The sequence below is a fragment of the Paraburkholderia sp. GAS199 genome, assembly GCF_050436585.1.
Taxonomy (GTDB): domain Bacteria; phylum Pseudomonadota; class Gammaproteobacteria; order Burkholderiales; family Burkholderiaceae; genus Paraburkholderia.
In genome coordinates this window covers 83,000-102,532 of the sequence record NZ_JBNDMM010000009.1, presented here as the reverse complement: position 1 = coordinate 102,532, position 19,533 = coordinate 83,000, and the positions used below count along the sequence as shown (strand labels likewise).

Genomic DNA, 19,533 nt, shown 5'->3' with positions numbered 1-19,533 from the left:
CTCGAATGAAGATGCGGTTGATATGCCGCTAAGCGCGCTTCGCATGCGGCGGGCGACGCTGCGGTGTTCGTTCCGGTGCTTGCTAATCCTTGTCTCCCGGCGACGCGAAGCCGGCTTTACCCAGCTGGTCGGGCCGCTGCGGCACACGCCTGAAGCGCGACGTGTCGTAGCCCATTGCGTCGAGCCGTGCGAGCAGCGAGCGGTACATGTCGTCGCTGATGTCCGGCTCGCGCGCGAAAATCCAGCCGAGGTTTTTGCCCGGATAGCCGAGAATCGTGTAGCGGTAATCGGGATCGACGTAGAGCGTCAGTTGCGTCACGCGAATCGGCCAGAACAGTTGCACGCTCCACGCGCCGTTTTGCTTTGCAGGGTCGGGCGTGTCGAGAAACTGATAGTGCTTTTCCTCGGCGTCGAAACTTTTCTTGCGGGCGTAATACGAATCGTCGATCTTGCCGTCATCGCGCAATTTCCATTCCGCGCGACTCTCCACCATGTCGCGCTCGGCGAAGTAGGGGATGTTGGCGATGATGTACCAGCGTCCCATGTAACGCGGCAGATCGACCGGCACCGTAGAAAGCGGCACGCTGGCGCGCGGATTGGGATTGGGCGGATCATTGGAGCAGCCCGCCAGCGCACTGGTCAGCAGAAGCACGGCGGCAAAGCAGGACAGAAAACGGCGCATGACGGCCTCGATCGGAGCGGCGATAAACGTATTACGCAAGCGCGGTCGTGATGGATGCGCACGGCGTGGTTTAAATGGGGCGCGAGGCGTCGGCACTGCGTCGCGCATGACGCGGCTTCCGGTCGGACCGGGCCGCCCTATCCGCCTTATAGTGATCTTTCAGACAATCAGCTTCGAACCGGACTCGACCGTGCCTCATCGCTTTAACGCCGCTTTCACCGCCTTGCTGGCCGCCGCCCTGTTCGGCGCCACGACGCCGCTTGCCAAGGCCTGGCTCGGCTCGCTATCGCCTTTCATGCTCGCCGGCCTGTTTTATCTCGGCAGCGGCTGCGGGCTCGCCATCGCCATTTTCGTCAGATGGTTGAAAGGCCGTGCCACGGGCGCGGCGGCACAGCACGGCGTTTTCCCGTTGCGCGTGGTGCCGTGGCTGGCCGGCGCCATCGTCACCGGTGGCGTTGCTGCCCCGGCGCTGCTGATGCTCGGATTGCAGACCACGCCGGCCGCCGCCGGCTCGCTGCTGCTGAATCTCGAAGGCGTCTTCACCGCGTTGATCGCCTGGATCGTGTTTCGCGAGAATGTCGACGTGCAGGTTTTCCTCGGCATGACGGCCATCGTGACGGGTGGCGTCCTGCTGGCGTGGCAGCCCGGCGCGGCCGGCGCCGCCGGCCCGATGCCGGGCACCTTGCTGCTGCTCGGCGCCTGTGCCTGCTGGGCCGTGGACAACAACCTCACCCGCAAAGTCTCGACCCACGACGCCATGCTGATCGCCTGCGTCAAAGGGCTGGTCGCGGGGTCGGTGAATCTCGCGCTCGCATCGAGCCTCGGCGCCCACTGGCCCCACGCGACCACCGTCGGCCTCGCCATGCTGACGGGCTTTGCGGGCTATGGCGTGAGTCTCGTCCTGTTCGTGGTGGCCCTGCGCAATCTCGGCACCGCGCGCACCGGCGCGTATTTTTCGGTCGCGCCGCTGTTCGGCGTGGCGTTGTCGTGGCTGTTATGGCCCGAGATGCCCTCGCTCCCGTTCTGGTGCGCGGCCGCGCTCATGAGCGTCGGCGTGTGGCTGCACATTCGCGAACGTCATGAGCACACACATACGCACGCCCCGCTCGACCACGCGCATCGTCACCGGCACGACGCGCATCATCAGCACGAGCACGACTTTGCGTGGGACGGCCACGAGCCGCACAGTCATCCGCACCATCATGCGCCCATTACCCACGCGCATGCGCACGTTCCCGACATCCATCATCGCCATAGCCATTGATTTCCTGCGCGACGGCGCGGCGGACGTGTTTGCCGCGCTGCAAGACAAATATCTCTGTGACCCGGCGCGGCGCGATAGACCGATTCAATTGGCGCCGGCGCAGAACGCATCCTCTAATGAAACTCCTGCTACGGGCGAGCCAGAGCGCCCTTGGCTCGCCTGCATGACGTCCCGCCTGTCCCGCTTGTCCCTCCCGGAGAAATCTATGTCTCAGCCTGAGCCAAACGTCGACGAAATCGTAAGCAGCATTGCGCAGGAAACCGACACGCCGGCCGAAACCGTGTCGAAGATGTACGCCGATACGCTCGCGAACTATCGCGAGGAAGCACGCGTGTTCGACTACGTTCCGCTGTTCGCCGCAAAAAAAGTGCGCGATAAGCTGCGTCATACGTCTAAACAAAGGCACTGAAAATCGCGGTCGCGCAGACCACCCGAACTATTCATTTCGCATTACCCGAGCCGCCTTGCGCGGCGCTCTGCACGATCGCACACCAGTTTATTTTTCCCGCTGCTAGACTCAGACCCGACACAGCAACTCCGGGGGGAGAGGCATGCGGGTAATCATCGTAGGTGCGGGCATCGCGGGTTTGTGCACGGCGTGGTCGCTGACGAAAACAGGACACGACGTCACGTTGATCGAGCAGGGCTCGATTCCCAATCCACTCGCCGCGTCCGGCGACCGGCACCGCATGATTCGTCGCGCGTATGGCAACGCCGACGGCTACGCACGCACCATTGCCGAAGCCTTCGACAGTTGGGACCTGCTGTGGAACGACCTCGGCGTGTCCCACTATGCAAACTGCGGCGTGCTCGGCATTTCGCAATTCGCCGGCGACAGCGCCGAAGTATTCCGCCATGGCCTCGACCGAATGGGCTTCGAATACGAAGCGCTCGACCCGCAGGCCGCCGCCGAGCGCTATCCCTTTCTCGACCCTGCAACGTTCCGATACGCCTATCTCGACCACGACGGCGGCGCGCTCTTCAGCGAACGCATTGCACGCGATGTCAAAACGTGGCTCAAGCTGAATGGAGCGGACATCCGCACGCAGTCGAAAGTGCTGGCGGTGGACCCGCACAAGGCCACCGTGCGCCTCGCCGACGACACCACCGTGCAGGGCGACCGGGTCGTCGTGACAACCGGCGCGTGGACCTCGCAACTGTTCCCCGCGCTCGCCGAAGACCTGATGACGTATCGCAATGTCGTGGCGTATCTGGAGCCACCCGCGGACCTCGAAGCGGCGTGGTCGACTGCGCCGGCCATCGTGGATATCGGCGGCACGAGCGAGGGCTACGCGCTGCCGTCCGTCGACGGCATCGGCCTCAAATTCGGCGCGGGCAGCCGTAAAACCATCGCCGTGGACCCGGACGCGAACCGTGCGCCGACCTTCAACGAAGGCGAACAACTGCGCCGCCTGTTTTCGCCGCCGTTCAGCCGGATCGACGAATACACCGTCGAGGAAATCCGAAGCTGCGCCTACACGTTCACGAAAGACCAGCGGTTTTTCTCGAAGCGTATCGGCCACGCGCTGGTGGTGTCGGCGTGTTCGGGCCATGGCTACAAATTCGGCGCGGCGGTTGGCCGGCGCATCGCCGAAACGTTGGAATCCGACGACGACGCAACGCTCGCGCGCTGGCTGCGCGCCGAAAGCGCTTAGGCCAGCCGTAGCGTTTAAACCAATCGCTCACGCTCCTTGCGCGCGTATCACGGCGGCGAGCCGGGCCACCACGGCGTCCGCATCTTCGGCCCGAATGCTCGCGTAGCCGAGCATGAAACCGTTGTAGCGCGCCGCATCGTGCGCGGGCGGCTGGCAGAACGTGCTCAACGCGGCGATGGAGAGCCCGTGCGCGCGCGTCGCGGCGCTCACGTCGCGATCGCGCAAAGGCGCGTCGAGCCGCATGGTGAGATGCATGCCGCCGCCGTCCGACGACACCGTCACGAGATCGCCCATGTGCCGCTCGATCGCGGCCACGAGCGCGGCGCGGCGCTGCTGATAAAGCCGCCGCATGCGCCGCAGATGCCGCGCATACCGTCCGCTGTCGATGAAATCGGCCAGCGCGATCTGTTCCGCCACGCGCCCTTGCCGCGCAATCTCGCCGAGTGCCTCGTCCGCCTCGTTCACCAGACTCGCCGGCACGATCATGAAGCCCATGCGCAGCGCCGGGAACATCGTCTTGCTGAACGTACCGAGGTAAATCACCGGCGTATCCGGCGCCAACCCTTGAATGGACGGCAAAGGCGGCCCACTGTGACGCAGTTCGCTGTCGTAATCGTCTTCGATGATCCACGCGCCGCGCGCCACTGAGTTTTCGATGATCGACCAGCGCCGCTCCAGACTCAACACGCTGCCAAGCGGATACTGGTGCGAAGGCGTGAGATACATCAGGCGCGGCGGCGTGCGATCCCAATGCGCCTGCGTCGGTGCCATGCCGGCCGCGTCCACGGGAATCGGCACGAGGCGCAAACCCGCCGCCTGAAACGCAGCTTTGGCGCCGTTGTAACCGGGGTCTTCCACCCAGACGCTGTCGCCCGGATCGGCCAGCATGCACGCACACAGATCGAGACTCGCCTGCGTGCCGGACGTGATGAAAACCTGCTCCGGCGTACACCGCACGCCGCGCGAGACGCGCATATAGTCGGCAATCGAGCGGCGCAGTGCGGGATGCCCGGCGTTATTGCCATAGCCCAGTTCGCCGGGCGCCACCGTGCGCCAGGCACGTTCCATCGAGGCACGCCATTGCGCGAGCGGGAATTCGTCGAGCGCCGGGACGCCTGGACGAAACGGCGTAGGATCGTCGGGACTGGTGCGTTCGCGCGGCAGGTTGCGCACGCGCAGCGAAAGCCGCGTCTCGTGCGCCTGCGCGCCGTCGCGACGCGCGACTATCGTGGAAGCCGACGTGCTTACGCGGTTCACGATGGAGCCATGCCGGCTCGCCGAGATAAAGCCCTCGTCGGTCAGCCGCTCGTAGGCGTACAGAACCGAATTGCGCGCAATGCCGAGTTGTTCCGCCAGCGCGCGCGTGGCGAGCAGGCGGCTGCCGTGGCCGATGTCGCCGTCCAGAATGGCGCGGCGCAGGCTCTCGTACAGCAGGTCTTGCTGCGTGAGCTTGCGCGTGCCGGATGTGCGCTCGACCTTCGACAACAGCAGACCGTAGTCCAATTCCGTGGCTCCAGATTTTGCATCGTGCGTGGAGCTAACAATGGTGCCACAAACTTCTTATGCTGACGGATGTTCGCCAACAACATTCCGGAGGAATCGTCTCATGTCCGCACCGCTGCAGATTCGCCCCGTCACGCCCGACGACTTCGACGCATGGCTGCCGCTATGGGACGGCTATAACGCGTTCTATGGCCGCTCGGGAGAAACCGCACTGTCGCGCGAGCTTACGCACATCACCTGGTCGCGCTTTTTCGACGCGTACGAGCCGATGTACGCGATGGTTGCCGAGCGCGACGGCCAGTTGCTCGGTCTGGTTCACTTCCTGTATCACCGGCACACCACCATGGCCGCGCCGACCTGCTATCTGCAAGACCTGTACACGCTCGACACGGAACGTGGCAAGGGCGTGGGCCGCGCGCTGATCGAAGCGGTGTACGCGCGCGCGAAGGCCGACGGCCTGCAACGCGTTTACTGGCAGACGCACGAAACCAACCACACCGCAATGAAGCTCTACGACAACATTGCCAACCGCTCGGGCTTCGTGGTCTATCGCAAGGAGCTTTGAAGCGGCGATGCACGTCGCATCGAACCAACCGATTCCGACAGCGCCTGCGGCTTTGCGCCGCTCAAGTTTGCGTTCGTCGTGCCGTTATCGCCAATGGACGGAGCTACATCCGGCTCCGCGCGGCCTGGCCGCGAAACCTTGGGCGATCTCCTCGCGGAGGGGCACAAACGAATCGGAATCTGACCATGCCTTCGATCATCGGCATCGATCTTGGAACCACGCATAGTCTTGCCGCTATCTGGCGAAACGGCGAGGCCGAACTCATACCGAACGCGCTGGGCGAGACGCTGACACCGTCGTGTGTTTCGCTCGACGACGACGGCTCGATTCTCGTCGGCCGTCCCGCGCACGACCGTCTGCATACGCATCCCGCTCAGACCGCCGCCAACTTCAAGCGCTACATGGGCACGAGTCGCGCCATCCCGCTCGGCACGCAACGCATGCGTCCCGAAGAGTTGTCTTCGTTCGTGCTCAAATCGTTGAAGGCCGACGCGCAGGCGTTTCTCGGCGAAGACATACGCGATGCCGTGATCGCCGTTCCCGCGTACTTCAGCGATGCGCAGCGCAAAGCCACGCGCATTGCCGGCGAACTCGCGGGCCTGAACGTGCTGCGCCTCGTGAACGAACCCACTGCCGCCTCGCTCGCTTATGGCGTGCATCAGCGCAACGCCGAGCGCAAGTTTCTGATCTTCGATCTGGGCGGCGGCACGTTCGACGTGTCCGTGCTCGACTTCTTCGAAGGCGTCATGGAAGTACGCGCCAGCACCGGCGACAATTTTCTCGGCGGCGAAGACTTCACGCAGGCGCTCGTCGATCTGTTCTGCCGGCATCACGGCCTGAGTTTCGACTCGCTCGCGCCGGGCGACGCACAGCGTTTGCATCAGCAGGCCGAGCACGCGAAGAAGCGGCTCACGCAGGCTCCGGCGCAGAGCGCCACGCTTAAGCTGTTCACGAACAACCGCGACTACTCGCTCGAACTCGACGCGCCAACCGCCGAGCGAGCGTGCGAGCCGTTGTTGCAACGCTTGCGCAAACCCGTCGAGCGGGCGCTGCGCGATTCGAAAATCGCCGTCGACGCACTCGAAGAAATCATTCTGGTCGGCGGCGCATCGCGCATGCCGATGGCGCGCAAACTCGTCACGAAGATGTTCGGCCGTCTGCCCGCCGCGCACCTGAACCCGGATGAGGTGGTCGCGCTCGGCGCCGCCGTGCAGGCAGGGTTGATCGCGCGCGATGCGGCCTTGAACGAAATGGTGCTGACCGACGTCGCGCCGTACAGCCTCGGTATCGACACCGCGATGCAGGTGAGCGCCGACCAGTTCGTGCCGGGACATTTCCTGCCGATCATCGAACGCAATACGATCGTGCCCGTGAGCCGCATGCAGCGCATCTTCACGCTGCGCGACCGGCAGGCGAAACTGAGCATCAAGGTGTTCCAGGGCGAGGCACGACTGAATGCGGACAACATTCCGCTCGGCGAATTTACGCTCGACGTGCCGCTTCAGCCGGCGGGCGAAGCCGGCGCCGACGTGCGCTTTACTTACGACGTCAACGGTGTGCTGGAAGTGGAAGCCACGGCGTTTCCGAATGGTACGAAGCGCGCCATGGTCATCGAGGAAAATCCTGGCGTGATGACGCCGCACGAAGTGGCCGCGCGCCTCGCCGCGTTGAGCGCGCTGAAAATCCATCCTCGCGATCAGCTCGAAAATCGCACACTACTGACGCGCGCCGATCGCATTTACGAAGAAACGCTCGGCGATCAGCGCCAATATCTGGCCGCGACCATTGCGCGCTTTCACGCGCTGCTCGAACGGCAGAACACGGATGAGATCGCGCAGGCGCGCCGTGAACTCGGCGCGCTGCTCGACCGTTTCGACGTTCACGTGACGCACTGAGCCATGGCCGAGATTTCTGCTCACTCCTGGCCGTGGGATGTCCTCGGCATTGCCCCGAACGCCGACGAACGCGCCGTGCGCCGCGCCTATGCGCGTCTGCTCAAGCAACAGCGGCCCGACGACGACGTCGAGGCATTCCAGCGTCTGCGTTACGCGTACGAATCCGCATTGCAACTGGCGAGCGGCGGCGCGAAGTCTGCGCCCGCGCCTCACGTCGACGAAGCCGAACTCGCCGTGCCTGAGCGCAACCCGTTCGAGACGGCCATCCAGCTCTGGCAGGACTTCGTTGCGCAACCCGAGCACGTCGCGTCACGCCGTTCCCTGCAGGAACTGTTCGCCTCGGTCGTCAATATTCCGACGCGTGAAGAACTCGAGTGGCAAGCCTTGTGTCACTGCATGAACGAGGATGCGCCCGCCGGACTGCGCATCAACCTGAGCGCGGTGCTCGGCTGGCGCGAGAACGCCGGTCATTTGCGTCGACGCAATGCCGCCGTGGCGAGCGTCGCGCTGGATCGCGTCTTCGCCGACGAAGACTACGACAGCTTGCGCTGCCGCTTTCCGAACGCGATGGCGCTGCTCGAAGGACCTCAGCCACGTGCAGCCGCCGGCGCGCGAACGCTGCTTCGCGCCGACATGCGCTCGGAGATGGAGCAACTGTTGACCGCGCTTGGCCGCTATCACGCGAACGTGGTGCGCTTGCGGCTTGATATCGGCAAACTCGAATTCTGGACCCAGTGCCTGACATTACGCGTCGGCTTCGGGCGGCTGTTCGGTCCGGCGTCCGCGCTCAGCCTCTGGTGCGGGCTGCTGTTCGCCAGCGCGACGGTCGTCGCCGACAACGGCAGCTGGACTGCCACGCAACTCTTCATCGTCCTGGCCACGGTCATGCTGACCATGGCCGGCGGCTGCGTGTTCATTCTGGCGTTGTCCGAGACGCAGCAGTCGCGTCTGCAAGCGCTGCGTGCGAATCGCTGGCTGCGTGACGGCTGGATTCCGCTATGGCTCGCCGCCACGGCCGCCGCGATGGCCTGCGACGACAGCCGCGCGAGCGCCGTCGCGCTCGGCACGCTCGGACTCTGTACGTTCTGGGCCGCGCTCGTCCACAACTGGCCGCGCGTCAAACAGCTTGCGCTGCTGGCCGCCATCACTGCGGTGGGCTTCGGCTTTGCAGGACATCGGCTCGAAAGCGAATCGCGGGCGTGGCTTCTGCCCTATGCACACGGCGTGCTGTTCGCGTTCTTTCTGGCGTTCGCGCAGGAGAATGGCCGCGCGTGGCTCGCGCATCGGCCGCGATTCAGGTGGGCAGGTGTGTCGGTGTGGTTTGCGGGCTTCGCCGCCTTGCTGGTGCTATTGCTGCAACAGGACCCGCGCACGACGCCATTCGCCTGGGCCATTTTCTCGGCCATGCCCGTACTCGGCAGCGTGCTGGGTGTCACGCGGTGGAATGACGTGCGCCGTGCGGTGCCGCCTTTCTTTCGCGGCTACCTTCACCTCTTGTGGGTGGCGTTGGCGCTCGTCAAGCCCGGCATCGTCGCCTGCATTTGTGCGGGCCTGATGAGCGTGTGGATCATCGAAGGATTGAAGGAGCAAAAAGCGAGGCGGTGAGCGGTCCGGCATCGACCGCCCGCCTCGTCGTCACGGCATCACGCCTCGAGTTGTTCGAGCACCTTGCCCTTGGTCTCGATGCCGAGAAAGTGCACGGCCACGGCCGCCAGAAACGGCACCGCCGCGAGAATATAAAAAGCCACTTGCAGATTGCCGCCGATCATCGTCTTCGACACGATGGCCGGCGCAAAGATAGCCGCCACCTTCAACCATGCACCGCCGACGCCGCAGCCCATCGCACGGATACTCGTGGGATACAGTTCCGGCGTGTACACGTAGGCCGTGATGAAGCCGCAGGCGAGGAAGCCGAGCGAGAACGCGCAGCAGGTCGCCACCACGTACACCGACGAATCGTGGAACACGCCCGCCAGCAACAAGGACACGGCGCACGCAACGAACGACAGGTTGATGATCGGCTTGCGTCCCACCCTGTCCACCAGCAGCGCGCAGGTGAGCGAGCCCACCACGCCCAGCACCGAAGCCGCCACGGCGAGATTCAGCGCGAGTTGCAGCGGCGCGTGATACACGGTGCGGTAGATGGTGGGCAGCCACGTCGACAGACCGTACTGGATGAAGCCGCACGTGATCCACAACATGGCCACGGCCAGCGTGCGCTTCAGATAGGCAGGTCCAAACAGATCGCCCATGCGGCGCTTCGGGTGACGATTGGCCATGGCTTCGAATTCAGCCGAATGTTCGACCGGCGGCAACGGGCCTTTCGCGGCACGTTCGAACGCATGCACGGCGGCGTCGGCGTCGGCCATGCGTTCGCGCTCGGCGAGCCAGCGTGGCGATTCCGGCACCAGCTTGCGCAGCACGAAGAACAGGATCAACGGCATGCCACCGATGAAGTACATGGCTTGCCAGCCGAAGCGCGGCACGATCCACGCACCCAGCGCATTCGAGGCCAGCAGTCCGACCGGAAAAACGATTTCATACAGAAGCACGAAACGGCCACGGCCATGCGCGCGGCTGATCTCGTTGATGTAAGTCGCGGCCACCGGTAATTCGCCACCCAGCCCGAGACCCTGAATCACGCGCAACACGAGGAACGCCGCGAACGTGGGCGCAAAACCGCACGCAATACTCGTTATGCCGATGATGCCCGAACTCAGCGCAATCGCGCGCACGCGACCCTTGCGCTCCGCGTACCACGGAAAGACGAACGCGCCGATCAACTGGCCGACCGAGCCGGAGCCGATCAGAATGCCGATTTCCCACGGCGTCAGATGCCACTTCGCGATCAGGATCGGCAGCGTGGCCGCGATTGCGATCACGTCGAAGCCGTCGAAGAACGTCGCGAGACCGATCAGGATGCGCGCGCGCACCTGCATCGCATTCTTCGGCAACCGCTCAAGACGCGCGATGATCGAGCCCCGGGTCACGGGGCCTGAGACACCGGCGCTGCTGCGGTCCCCCATGGTGTTGTCGATGGTTCTCATGCCGTGGTGCCGTCCGTAGATGTGGTTAGGCAAGTGCCGTTGAGACGTCGGTCAGGGTGGCCAGGTCGATGGCGCGGCCCTGATTCATCCATTTGCGCGACATTTTCAGTTCGCGCGGTGTGTTGATCGCAATCACGCCGCGAATCGCGCTGTCTTCCAGATAGAAAAGCGTGGCGCGTTTGGCCTGCAGATCGCCGCGCACCGCGAGTTGCGCATCGCCCGGAATGTCGCCGAGAATCTGCAGATTCACGTCGTACTGATCGGACCAGAACCACGGAATGTCCGCGTACGGTTCGAACTTGCCGAGCAGCGCTTTGGCCGCGGAGATGGCCTGGTTCTGCGCGTTGGCCCACGATTCGAGCCGCACGCGGCGCTTGAGCCACGCGCTCGGATGATTCGCCACGTCGCCGCACGCGAAAATACGCGGGTCGTCGGTGGCGCCGAAGTGATCCACGACGATGCCGTCTTCCACCTTGACGCCCGCCTGTTCGGCCAGCGCCGTATGCGGCGTGAGACCGATGCCGGCTACCGCGAAATCCGCGTCGAGCGTCGAGCCGTCGGCGAAGGTGGCGCGAATGCGATTGGCGTCGTGCGGATGATCTTCAAGCGCAACCAGCGACGCATTCAGCCGCACGTCCACGCCATTCGTGCGATGCAGTTCCAGCAGAAAGTCCGACACGAGCGGCGGCAGCGAACGCGCGCACAGACACGGCGCACCTTCCACCACCGTGGCCTCCACGCCGAGCTTGCGCGCGGTGGCGGCCACTTCGAGACCGATCCAGCCGCCGCCCACCACCAGCACCCGCTGACTCGCGCGCAGACGTTCGCCCAGCGCAACGGCTTCGTCGAGCGTGCGCAGATAGGCGATGTGCGAGGTCTTGACGAGCGAGGCCGGCAGACGCCGCGCCGCGCCGCCCGTGGCGATCACGAGGCGGTCGTAGTGCACTTCGCGGCCCGACTGCGTGCGCACGATGCGCTGCTCGCGATCGACCGACGTCGCGCAATCCGGCTGCCATGCTTCGACGTCGAGCGCCTCGAAATCGTCGGGCTTCACGAGGCGCACGGTTTCGATATCCGCTTCGCCGGCCAGCACCGCTTTCGACAGCGGCGGACGCTCGTACGGCAAATGGATTTCGTCGGCGATCATCACGAGGCGGCCGTCGAAGCCTTCCTTGCGCAACGTCTTCACCACCCAGCCCGCGGCCTGACCGCCGCCGATCACGACGATCGTACGCGGCGCTTCCAGTCCGGCATGCGCGGCCTGGGCTTTGTCAGCAGCAACGTCAGTCATTTTTGCGCTCCGTCATGAACTTGCCTTCCGGCGCCTTGGCGCTTTTCTGGCGACGCGTATTGCCGTCGATGCCGCCGTCGATGGCCCATTCGGCGAACACGGTCGGGCCCGGCTCGAAGTCGCGCGGCTGCCACTCGGGCGTGAGCTGGTCTTCGTCGGCGTAGTACTCGATCAGACCGCCCGCCGGATTCTGGAAGTACCAGAAGTACGCGGACGACACCGGATGGCGGCCCGGCCCGAGTTGCGTTTCCCAGCCACGGCGGCTGATGTGCATGCCGCCGCCGAATACTTCGTGGATATCGCGCACGGTGAAAGCGACATGATTCAGGCCACGCTTTCCGCCGGGCAGCGCCAGCAGGAAAATGTCGTGGTGGCCGCCGTGCGGCGCGCAGCGCATGAAGGCGCCACGGCCCGGATAACGGTCCGACATTTCGAAGCCGAGCAGTTCCTGATAGAACTTTTCCTGCTCCGCCAGCTTGTTGGTGAAGAACACCACGTGGCCCACTTCGACGGGTTCCGCGTGTTCGTATATCGGCGACGGCTGATCGACGCGCAACGTCTGGCCCCAGACGTTCGACGGCGAACCCTGCACGTCGAGCTGGCGCTTGCGCGTCACTTCCACGCGGATCGCCATGCCGTTCGGGTCGATGCAACCCACCGCGTCAGCGGTTTCGAAGTGACCGGGCTGACCGGCAAAGCGGCCGCGCAAGGCGTCGAGTTCGGCCTGGGTGGCAACGCCCCAGGTCACTTCGCGCAGCGTCGGACCTTCTTCGAAAGCCGGCGGCAGCGAAGGATCGGCTGCGTCGACCAGCAACACGGTGCAGCCGTTCAGCGTTTCGAAGTGCGCCTGGGTTTCGTCGTGCGCCACTTCCTGCAGGCCCCAGTCCGCGAAAAAACGGCGGCAGGTAGCGAGATCCGTCACGCCGTAAATAATCTGTTCAATGCCGAGAATCGTCATAACGTGCCCTTGCGTATCAGTTTGCCCACGCCAGCGGCGCGTCGTTCAAGCCCCAGTAGAGGCTCTTCTGCTGCATGTATTCGCGGATGCCGAGCCGGCCCTTTTCGCGTCCCATGCCACTTTCTTTCCAGCCGCTGAACGGCGTGGAAATGGAGAACAGCTTGTACGTATTGATCCAGACCGTGCCGGCTTCGAGCGCGCGCGCAATCCGGTAAGCGCGCTTGTAGTCGCGCGTCCAGATGCCGGCGGCGAGGCCGAACACGCTGTCGTTCGCGTCCTTCAGCAGGGACGCTTCGTCGTCGAACGGTATGGCGACCAGCACCGGCCCGAAGATTTCTTCCTGGCAGATACGCGCTTCGTTCGTGAGTCCTTCGAGAATGGTCGGCTGAAAATAGGTGCCCTGCTCGCGGCCGTCGCCCACCGGACGCTCGCCGCCGCACAGCAGACGGCCGCCTTCCTGCAGACCCAGCGCCACATAGCGCTCGACAGTCTCGCGATGCGCCGCCGTGATCAGCGGACCCATCTGCGTTTCCGCGCGCGACGGATCGCCCACGCGCAGCTTGCGTGCGCCTTCCGCGAGACGCTTCATGAACGTGTCGTAGATCGAGCGCTGCACGAACAGGCGTGAACCCGCGATGCACGCTTCGCCCGACGAACTGAAGATGCCGTACAGCACGCCGTTCACGGCATGGTCGAGATCGGCGTCGTCGAATACGATGGTCGGCGATTTGCCGCCGAGTTCCAGCGAGACCGGCATGAGCTTGTCGGCGGCGAGGCGCGCAATGCTGCGGCCCACTTCGGTGCCGCCCGTGAACGACACTTTCTTCACCAGCGGATGACGCACCAGCACGTCGCCGATCACCGAGCCTTTGCCTGGCAATACGCTGATCACACCCTTCGGCACGCCGGCTTCTTCGCAGATGCGCGCCAGCGCCAGCGAAATCAGCGGCGTGACTTCAGCGGGCTTCAGCACCACCGCGTTGCCGCCCGCGAGTGCCGGCGCGAGTTTCTGCGCGTCGGACGCAATCGGCGAATTCCACGGCACGATGGCCGCGACCACGCCGATCGGTTCGTAAATGCTCATGGTCAGATAGTCGCCGCGCGAGGGCGTCACGTCTTCGTCGAGCGTTTCGAGGCAGGCCGCGAAATAGCGGAACGTATTCGCGGCGCTGGCCACCAGCACGCGCGTTTCGCCGATCGGCTTGCCGTTGTCGCGGCGCTGCAACTGCGCGAGCGCTTCGTGGCGCGCGGTGATGAGCTCGGCAATGCGATACAGCACCAGCGCGCGTTGATGCGGCTTCAGACCCGACCAGTCGGCACGGCGCCAGGCCGCGTCCGCTGCTTCGACGGCTTCGCGGGCGTCGTCGGCATTGGCCGTGGAGATTTCCATGTTGACCGACTGATCCGCCGGATACAGGCTTTTGTACGGGTTGCCACGCCCTTGCCGCCATTCGCCGCCGATGAAAATATCGCCGGTAGGCACGAGGCTGGTATCGAAGTGAGTCATGTCGGTCGTTCCGGTTGCTTCAGCTAGTCCACTGATGGGTTAAATCACGCAGCGTGCCGCGCGGTTGCGCAGCGCACGCATGGCGCTGTACGCCGTCAGCGCGGAGGTCTTGGGGTTGTCCGGCAGCGGCTTGCCGCACATTTCCAGCGACATCTCGCCGAACGCGCCGCGCGCGACGATGCGGTGCACGTTGCGCGTGACGTTCGGGTCCGCGATCAGACGTACGGTGGTGTGATCCAGACCCAGCCCCGCCAGCGCGATGGTGGCCGCCACGTTGGCGTTCTTCGGATAGAGCCGCGCTGCCTCGCGCGCGCTGCCTTCGAAAATCATGGTTTCTTCGGCGAGCGCGTGCAGATCGCAGAGCGCTTCGGCCGGCGTGCCGAGCCAGCCGGTGGGCGGCTTGCGGCCGGTGTACAGCACTTCGTCGAGACCGCCGAGCTTGGCCGCGGCCAGCGCATCGACACCGCCGATCGCGCCGGACAGCAGCGTGAGCGTGGCATCGCCTTCATCGGCTGCGGCCGACAACGCGTCGAGCAGCATCATGTCGGACAGCGCGCCGATCGACGCCACCGCGCAATCCGTGCCGGCCTTCAGCAAGGGCACCACGTGATCGACGAGCGCACTGTGGCCCGCGCATTCCAGCGCGAAATGCGGCTGGCTGCTCAGCGCGGAAACCGATGCCACCACATCGACCGACGATCCCACCACTTCGCGTACCGACGCCATATGACGCTCCGGCACGATCACGTGCGAGACGCGCACGGTCGGATCGGCGGCGACCGCGCGATACACCGCCTGGCCGATCGCGCCGAAGCCGATCATCGCGACGTCGACGGGTGCGTGATGCCCCGCGTAGCCGGCTTCATGCATGTTCCGGCTCCTGTTCCTTGACCGGCGGACCCGCGAACGCGGTGGCAAACGAGCCGACCGACAGCATGTCCACTTCGACCAGCACCGGACCGGTCTTCGCCATGCCTTCGCGAATGATGTCGTCGGCCTGGTCGAGCGATTTGATGCGGTAGTGCGTCAGCTTCAGGCTCTCGCAGAACTGCGCGAAATCCGGCTGATGCAGGTCGACGTAGCAGCGGCGTCCGCCGTACTGCGCATCCTGAATGTTGCGGATCACGCCGTAGCATTGGTCGTTCATCAGCACGATCATGACGTTGGCGTTTTCCTGCACCGCCGTGGCGAGTTCGCCGACGTTGACCATCAGACCGCCGTCGCCGACGAGGCAGACGGTTTTCGCCGCGCTGCCCGCGAGCGCCGCGCCGATGCCCATCTGCATGCCCTGACCGATGCCGCCGCCGAGCGCGTGCACGCCGGCGCGCGGCGCGAAAATCTTCAGCATGCGGTTGCCCCACGTGCTGTTCGAGATCGTGACGTCGCGCACCCAGTTGTAGTCGCGGCCCACGGCCTTTTGCAGCGCGTCGACCAGACGCTTGTACGGGCCGAGGCCCTTGCCGACATCGGCCACGGCGCTTTCGCGCGCGGCGGCGAGGTCCTGCGCGAACGTCGGATCGACCTTCAGGCGTCCTTCGAGCAGCGTGGCGAGTTCTTCGAGCACCGCAGCGGCGTCGCCGTGAATGAACATGTCGTTGCGATAGCCGCGGTTGTCGGCGAGCGCGTCGGCGTCGACGCGATACAGCGGTTGCGGCAGCGCGAGTTTGTACTTCAGCGTCTCATTGCCACGCAGACGCGAACCGACCACCAGCAATGCGTCGCACGTCCTGTAGAAGCTCTCCACGGCCGCATGCACGTTGAACGCGCCGAGGCTGGCGGGATGATCTTCCGGCAGCACGCCGCGGCCCTGCACGCTGGTCACTACGCCGAAACCGAGCGCCACCAGACGCTCGACGGCCTGGGTCGCATGACGCGTGCCGCCGCCGAGCCACAGCAACGGACGCTTCGCCTGCGCGAGCTGGTCGGCCAGTTGCGCGACGCGTGCGCTGCAATGCGTGAGCGTGGTGACGTGCGGTGCGGCGAGATCGGCGGGCCATTCCACTTGCGCGGCCTGAATGTCGATCGGAATCTCCACGCTCACCGGACCGCTCGGCGCGGTTTGCGCGACACGCACGGCTTCGCGGATGGTCGGCAGCGCGGTTTCGACCGAACGCACGCGGAACGCGGCCTTCGAAATCGAGTGCAGCATGGAGAGTTGATCCGGCGCTTCGTGGATGTACGCGAGGTCCTGATCGAGATATTCGGTTTCGATCTGACCCGTGACGTGCAGCAACGCGGTGCCGGCCGTGAGGGCTTCGACCATCGCGCCCGCCGCATTGCCCGCTGCGGTGCCGGTGCTGGTGAAGGCCACGCCGAGGCCACCGGACACGCGCGCCAGACCGTCGGCCATGTTCACCGCGCCGGCTTCGCCACGTGCGCCGACGTAGCGGATCTTGCCGCGGTTGTGGATCGCGTCGAGGATCGGCATGTTGTGGATCGAGATCACGCCGAATGCGGTTTTGACGCCGCATTGCTCGAGGAAAGCGGCGATCAGCTCGCCAACGGTGGTTGTATTAGACATGTCGTGCAACGCCTCCAGAAACATCGATGTGACTGCCCGTCGTATAGGACGACAGCGTCGTAGCCAGATAAAAGAGCGCTTGAGCGGCCTCTTCGGGTTTGCCGAAGCGGCCCAGCGGAATGTTTTTCTTGCGCGCCAGTTCGGCGGTCCAGTCTTCCCAGCTCTGACCCGGCTGCGCTTCCTTCGCGTAACGGCGGCGCCATTGACCCGATTCGACGATGCCGATCAGAATCGAATTCACGCGAATACGTTGCGGCGCGAGTTCCACCGCGAGCGACTTCAGCAGGTTCTGCACACCAGCGCGTGCCGACGAGGTCGCCACCATGTGCGGCTCGGGTTGCAGGGCCAGCAGGGAGTTCACGCAGACCACCGCGGCGGTCTTGTCCGCGCCGGCGGCGTCGCGCAACATCGGCAGGAATGCGCGGGTCGGGCGAATCACGCTGAAGTACTTCAGGTCGAGTTCTTCGCGCCAGGCGTCGTCGGTGGTGTCGGCGAAGGTCGATACACGACCCTGGCCGGCGTTGTTCACCAGCATGTCGGTGCGGCCGAAGCGCTGCTGTACCGCCTGCGCGAACGCGCCGACCTGTTCGGCGTCGAGCACGTCGCAGGTTTGCGCGAGCAGTGATGCAGCGGGAAACTGCTCTTTCAGCTCGGCTTCGGCTTGCGCGAGGCGCTCGCCGTTGCGTCCGCAGATCGCCACCGAGGCGCCTGCCCGCAGAAAAAGTTCGGCGGTCGCGAGGCCGATGCCGGACGAACCGCCCGTCACCACCGCCACCTGCCCGGTCAAGTCGATCTGGATCATTTGAGCCCCAATGCCTTCATGTATTTCGTGCCGGCGTTCGCGCCGCCCTTCGGCCGGTAGTTGAGCCGCTGCGACAGTTCGTCGGCGGCACGCCGCACCTTGTCGATCAGGCCGCTGTCGAGCAGCGTGGCGTCGATCTCGTGACGCGGAATGGTCGTCGTGATCACGGCGACGATGCGGCCGGTGTCGTTGCGCACCGGTGCGCTCACCACGGAAATGCCGCGTTCGAACGACGATTCGCTGATCGCGAAACCGCGCCGTGCGTCGTCGAGAATGCGTTCGTAGAGATCGTCGACGGTGGCGGGCGTCTGCTTCGTGAAGCGTTCGAGTTCCGGCTCCGGGTAGAGCTTCTTCAGTTCGTCGAGCGTCATGTCGCCCATCAGCACCTGACCGTGCGTCGTGGCGTAAGCCGGCAGACGCGTGCCGACGTTCACCTTCACCGAACTGAAAATCGGCGAATGGCTTTGGGCCTTGGCGACGAACACGACGTCGCGTCCATCGCGAATCACGATATGGCTCGTGAGACCGGTGTCGTCGCGCAATGCCTCGATGATCGGCAAGCCGAGGTCGGTCAGTTCGAGCGAACTCAGATACTCGAAGCCGAGGCGCAGCACGGCGACGCCGAGGCGATAGTTGCGGTCCTTATCGGCACGCTCGAGAAAACCGAGCGATTCGAGCGTTTGCAGCAGACGGAAGACCGTCGTGCGGGGAATCTTCAGGCGCTTCGATAATTCAGGGGCGCCGAGTACCGGCTCGCGGGGCGAGAACTCGGTGAGAATCTTCAGACCGCGTTCGAGTCCCGGCACACGGTAGGTGGTGTCGTTGGCATCGGCGCGGTTGTCGTCCGCTTCGCGCTCGGCGTGGATCGTGTCGGGCGTCATTCATTGGCTCCGTTGTGCGTCGCTGTTGCGACAGAACGTGTCGATGATCGCGGTGTACGCGGCGGGGGCTTCGATATAACCGGCATGGCCCGCACGCGGCACGACCTGGAGTCGGGTGCCCGCCGCCTGTGCGAGTCGTTCGCAGGCGTCGGGCGTCGTAATGGTGTCGTCGGCGCCGACCGCGACATCGATGCGGCCGCGATAACGCGCGAGGTCGCCGGCGAGGTCGGCGTTGGCGAGCAGATGCGTGGCCTGCGCATAGCCGCGCGGAATCACGCGCGACATGTTCCAGCGCACCCAGGCGCGCGCTTCTTCGCCGGCATACGCGGACACCATGTTGGCGCTGCGTTTGTCCGCGAGACCTTGCGGGCCGAGTTCGTTCAGCATCGCGAGACGCTGATCGCGCCGGGTCTCGCGCAGTTCCGCCGACGCCGCGCCATAACCGCCGGCCGGCGACAACAGCAGCAGGCTCGCGACGCGCTGCGGCTCGGCCGCGGCCAACGCACCCGCGACGATCGCGCCGAGCGAATGACCGAGCAGCACGCAGCGCCCGATACCGAGCGCGTCGAGCCATTCGCGCAGAACGGCGGCGTAGTCTTGCGCCGTGGGCGAATCGGGCTGAACCGGCGTGGACGTGCCATAACCCGGCGCGTCCCACGCCAGCACACGGCGCGACGCGCCCAGTGCTTCGAACTGCTGAACCCACGAAGCCGCGCCCGAGCCGATGCCGTGCAGCAACACCAGCGGCAGCGTTCGGCCGTGTGCGCTGTTCGCGTCGCTGCTGTTCGCTTCGCGATAGCTCACGGCGCGTTGCGACGGCAGCCAGATCTGCTGTGCCGGAAAGCGTGCGAGACGCGTTTCGAGCGTCGCGTTCTGCCCGGCGCTGTGGCTATCGGCGAAAGTAGACGGGACTGCGGGCATGATTTCCTTCGTGGGTTCGGGTGAAGCGGCGCGGGTGCCGG

General features: G+C 65.0%; 17 protein-coding genes. 6 read left to right on the top strand and 11 right to left on the bottom strand.

Features of this window, described 5'->3' with window-relative positions; genetic code table 11:
- Positions 1 to 82 precede the first annotated feature (82 nt).
- Positions 83 to 682: a lipocalin family protein gene (locus tag P3T18_RS29660; protein ID WP_429303517.1), complete on the bottom strand. Its 600-nt coding sequence runs from the start codon at positions 680 to 682 to the stop codon at positions 83 to 85.
- 190 nt (positions 683 to 872) lie between these two features.
- Here P3T18_RS29660 and P3T18_RS29655 point away from each other — a divergent pair, with 190 nt between their 5' ends.
- The 3 genes from P3T18_RS29655 to P3T18_RS29645 all read left to right on the top strand — a co-directional run bounded on the left by P3T18_RS29655 (position 873) and on the right by P3T18_RS29645 (position 3,601).
- The gene (locus P3T18_RS29655; RefSeq protein WP_429303516.1) at positions 873 to 1,946 is read left to right on the top strand and encodes a DMT family transporter; all 1,074 of its coding nucleotides are present in this window, start codon (positions 873 to 875) and stop codon (positions 1,944 to 1,946) included.
- Positions 1,947 to 2,151: 205 nt separating this feature from the next.
- Positions 2,152 to 2,355, top strand: a complete 204-nt coding sequence (locus P3T18_RS29650; RefSeq protein WP_429303755.1) for a DUF3562 domain-containing protein — start codon at positions 2,152 to 2,154, stop codon at positions 2,353 to 2,355.
- Between the two features lie 142 nt (positions 2,356 to 2,497).
- Positions 2,498 to 3,601 (top strand): NAD(P)/FAD-dependent oxidoreductase, encoded by a 1,104-nt coding sequence (locus P3T18_RS29645; protein ID WP_429303515.1) that lies wholly within the window; start codon positions 2,498 to 2,500, stop codon positions 3,599 to 3,601.
- A 27-nt stretch (positions 3,602 to 3,628) separates the two neighbouring features.
- Here P3T18_RS29645 and P3T18_RS29640 read toward each other — a convergent pair whose 3' ends face one another.
- Entirely contained in the window at positions 3,629 to 5,104 is a 1,476-nt protein-coding gene (locus tag P3T18_RS29640; protein ID WP_429303514.1) for a PLP-dependent aminotransferase family protein, read from the bottom strand.
- A 103-nt stretch (positions 5,105 to 5,207) separates the two neighbouring features.
- Here P3T18_RS29640 and P3T18_RS29635 point away from each other — a divergent pair, with 103 nt between their 5' ends.
- From P3T18_RS29635 to P3T18_RS29625, 3 genes are all read left to right on the top strand, one after another.
- A complete protein-coding gene (locus P3T18_RS29635) occupies positions 5,208 to 5,669 on the top strand; it encodes an N-acetyltransferase family protein (protein ID WP_429303513.1) in 462 nt (153 codons plus the stop codon).
- 185 nt (positions 5,670 to 5,854) lie between these two features.
- Positions 5,855 to 7,564, top strand: a complete 1,710-nt coding sequence (locus P3T18_RS29630) for an Hsp70 family protein (protein ID WP_429303512.1) — start codon at positions 5,855 to 5,857, stop codon at positions 7,562 to 7,564.
- 3 nt (positions 7,565 to 7,567) lie between these two features.
- Positions 7,568 to 9,169, top strand: a complete 1,602-nt coding sequence (locus P3T18_RS29625) for a J domain-containing protein (RefSeq protein WP_429303511.1) — start codon at positions 7,568 to 7,570, stop codon at positions 9,167 to 9,169.
- 38 nt (positions 9,170 to 9,207) lie between these two features.
- On the opposite strand, the gene P3T18_RS29620 is transcribed toward P3T18_RS29625, so the two are convergent.
- From P3T18_RS29620 to P3T18_RS29580, 9 genes are read right to left on the bottom strand one after another with little or no spacing between them, the layout of a single operon-like run.
- Complete coding sequence (locus tag P3T18_RS29620) at positions 9,208 to 10,611, bottom strand: MFS transporter (RefSeq protein WP_429303510.1); 1,404 nt, start codon at positions 10,609 to 10,611, stop codon at positions 9,208 to 9,210.
- A gap of 25 nt (positions 10,612 to 10,636) precedes the next feature.
- A complete protein-coding gene (locus P3T18_RS29615) occupies positions 10,637 to 11,902 on the bottom strand; it encodes an NAD(P)/FAD-dependent oxidoreductase (protein WP_429303509.1) in 1,266 nt (421 codons plus the stop codon).
- Complete coding sequence (locus tag P3T18_RS29610) at positions 11,895 to 12,860, bottom strand: VOC family protein (protein WP_429303508.1); 966 nt, start codon at positions 12,858 to 12,860, stop codon at positions 11,895 to 11,897. The genes P3T18_RS29615 and P3T18_RS29610 overlap by 8 nt, the downstream gene beginning before the upstream one ends.
- A gap of 16 nt (positions 12,861 to 12,876) precedes the next feature.
- A complete protein-coding gene (locus P3T18_RS29605) occupies positions 12,877 to 14,367 on the bottom strand; it encodes an aldehyde dehydrogenase (protein WP_429303507.1) in 1,491 nt (496 codons plus the stop codon).
- Positions 14,368 to 14,406: 39 nt separating this feature from the next.
- Positions 14,407 to 15,237 carry an aspartate dehydrogenase gene (locus P3T18_RS29600; protein WP_429303506.1) on the bottom strand — a complete coding sequence of 277 codons (831 nt, stop codon included), beginning with the start codon at positions 15,235 to 15,237 and terminating at the stop codon, positions 14,407 to 14,409.
- A complete protein-coding gene (locus tag P3T18_RS29595; protein WP_429303505.1) occupies positions 15,230 to 16,888 on the bottom strand; it encodes a thiamine pyrophosphate-binding protein in 1,659 nt (552 codons plus the stop codon). Before P3T18_RS29595 ends, P3T18_RS29600 begins: the two co-directional genes overlap by 8 nt.
- Positions 16,881 to 17,690, bottom strand: a complete 810-nt coding sequence (locus P3T18_RS29590) for an SDR family oxidoreductase (RefSeq protein WP_429303504.1) — start codon at positions 17,688 to 17,690, stop codon at positions 16,881 to 16,883. The genes P3T18_RS29595 and P3T18_RS29590 overlap by 8 nt, the downstream gene beginning before the upstream one ends.
- Positions 17,687 to 18,571, bottom strand: a complete 885-nt coding sequence (locus tag P3T18_RS29585; RefSeq protein WP_429303503.1) for an IclR family transcriptional regulator — start codon at positions 18,569 to 18,571, stop codon at positions 17,687 to 17,689. Before P3T18_RS29585 ends, P3T18_RS29590 begins: the two co-directional genes overlap by 4 nt.
- Positions 18,572 to 19,492, bottom strand: a complete 921-nt coding sequence (locus tag P3T18_RS29580; RefSeq protein WP_429303502.1) for an alpha/beta fold hydrolase — start codon at positions 19,490 to 19,492, stop codon at positions 18,572 to 18,574.
- Positions 19,493 to 19,533: the final 41 nt, after the last annotated feature.

Bases quoted from the DNA above. Each gene is read 5' to 3' on its own strand.
- P3T18_RS29610 (WP_429303508.1), bottom strand. From the start codon at position 12,860: ATGACGATTCTCGGCATTGAACAGATTATTTACGGCGTGACGGATCTC.
- P3T18_RS29630 (WP_429303512.1), top strand. From the start codon at position 5,855: ATGCCTTCGATCATCGGCATCGATCTTGGAACCACGCATAGTCTTGCC.
- P3T18_RS29595 (WP_429303505.1), bottom strand. From the start codon at position 16,888: ATGTCTAATACAACCACCGTTGGCGAGCTGATCGCCGCTTTCCTCGAG.
- P3T18_RS29605 (WP_429303507.1), bottom strand. From the start codon at position 14,367: ATGACTCACTTCGATACCAGCCTCGTGCCTACCGGCGATATTTTCATC.
- P3T18_RS29615 (WP_429303509.1), bottom strand. From the start codon at position 11,902: ATGACTGACGTTGCTGCTGACAAAGCCCAGGCCGCGCATGCCGGACTG.
- P3T18_RS29585 (WP_429303503.1), bottom strand. From the start codon at position 18,571: ATGACGCCCGACACGATCCACGCCGAGCGCGAAGCGGACGACAACCGC.
- P3T18_RS29590 (WP_429303504.1), bottom strand. From the start codon at position 17,690: ATGATCCAGATCGACTTGACCGGGCAGGTGGCGGTGGTGACGGGCGGT.
- P3T18_RS29635 (WP_429303513.1), top strand. From the start codon at position 5,208: ATGTCCGCACCGCTGCAGATTCGCCCCGTCACGCCCGACGACTTCGAC.
- P3T18_RS29620 (WP_429303510.1), bottom strand. From the start codon at position 10,611: ATGAGAACCATCGACAACACCATGGGGGACCGCAGCAGCGCCGGTGTC.
- P3T18_RS29580 (WP_429303502.1), bottom strand. From the start codon at position 19,492: ATGCCCGCAGTCCCGTCTACTTTCGCCGATAGCCACAGCGCCGGGCAG.
- P3T18_RS29660 (WP_429303517.1), bottom strand. From the start codon at position 682: ATGCGCCGTTTTCTGTCCTGCTTTGCCGCCGTGCTTCTGCTGACCAGT.
- P3T18_RS29600 (WP_429303506.1), bottom strand. From the start codon at position 15,237: ATGCATGAAGCCGGCTACGCGGGGCATCACGCACCCGTCGACGTCGCG.
- P3T18_RS29650 (WP_429303755.1), top strand. From the start codon at position 2,152: ATGTCTCAGCCTGAGCCAAACGTCGACGAAATCGTAAGCAGCATTGCG.
- P3T18_RS29625 (WP_429303511.1), top strand. From the start codon at position 7,568: ATGGCCGAGATTTCTGCTCACTCCTGGCCGTGGGATGTCCTCGGCATT.
- P3T18_RS29645 (WP_429303515.1), top strand. From the start codon at position 2,498: ATGCGGGTAATCATCGTAGGTGCGGGCATCGCGGGTTTGTGCACGGCG.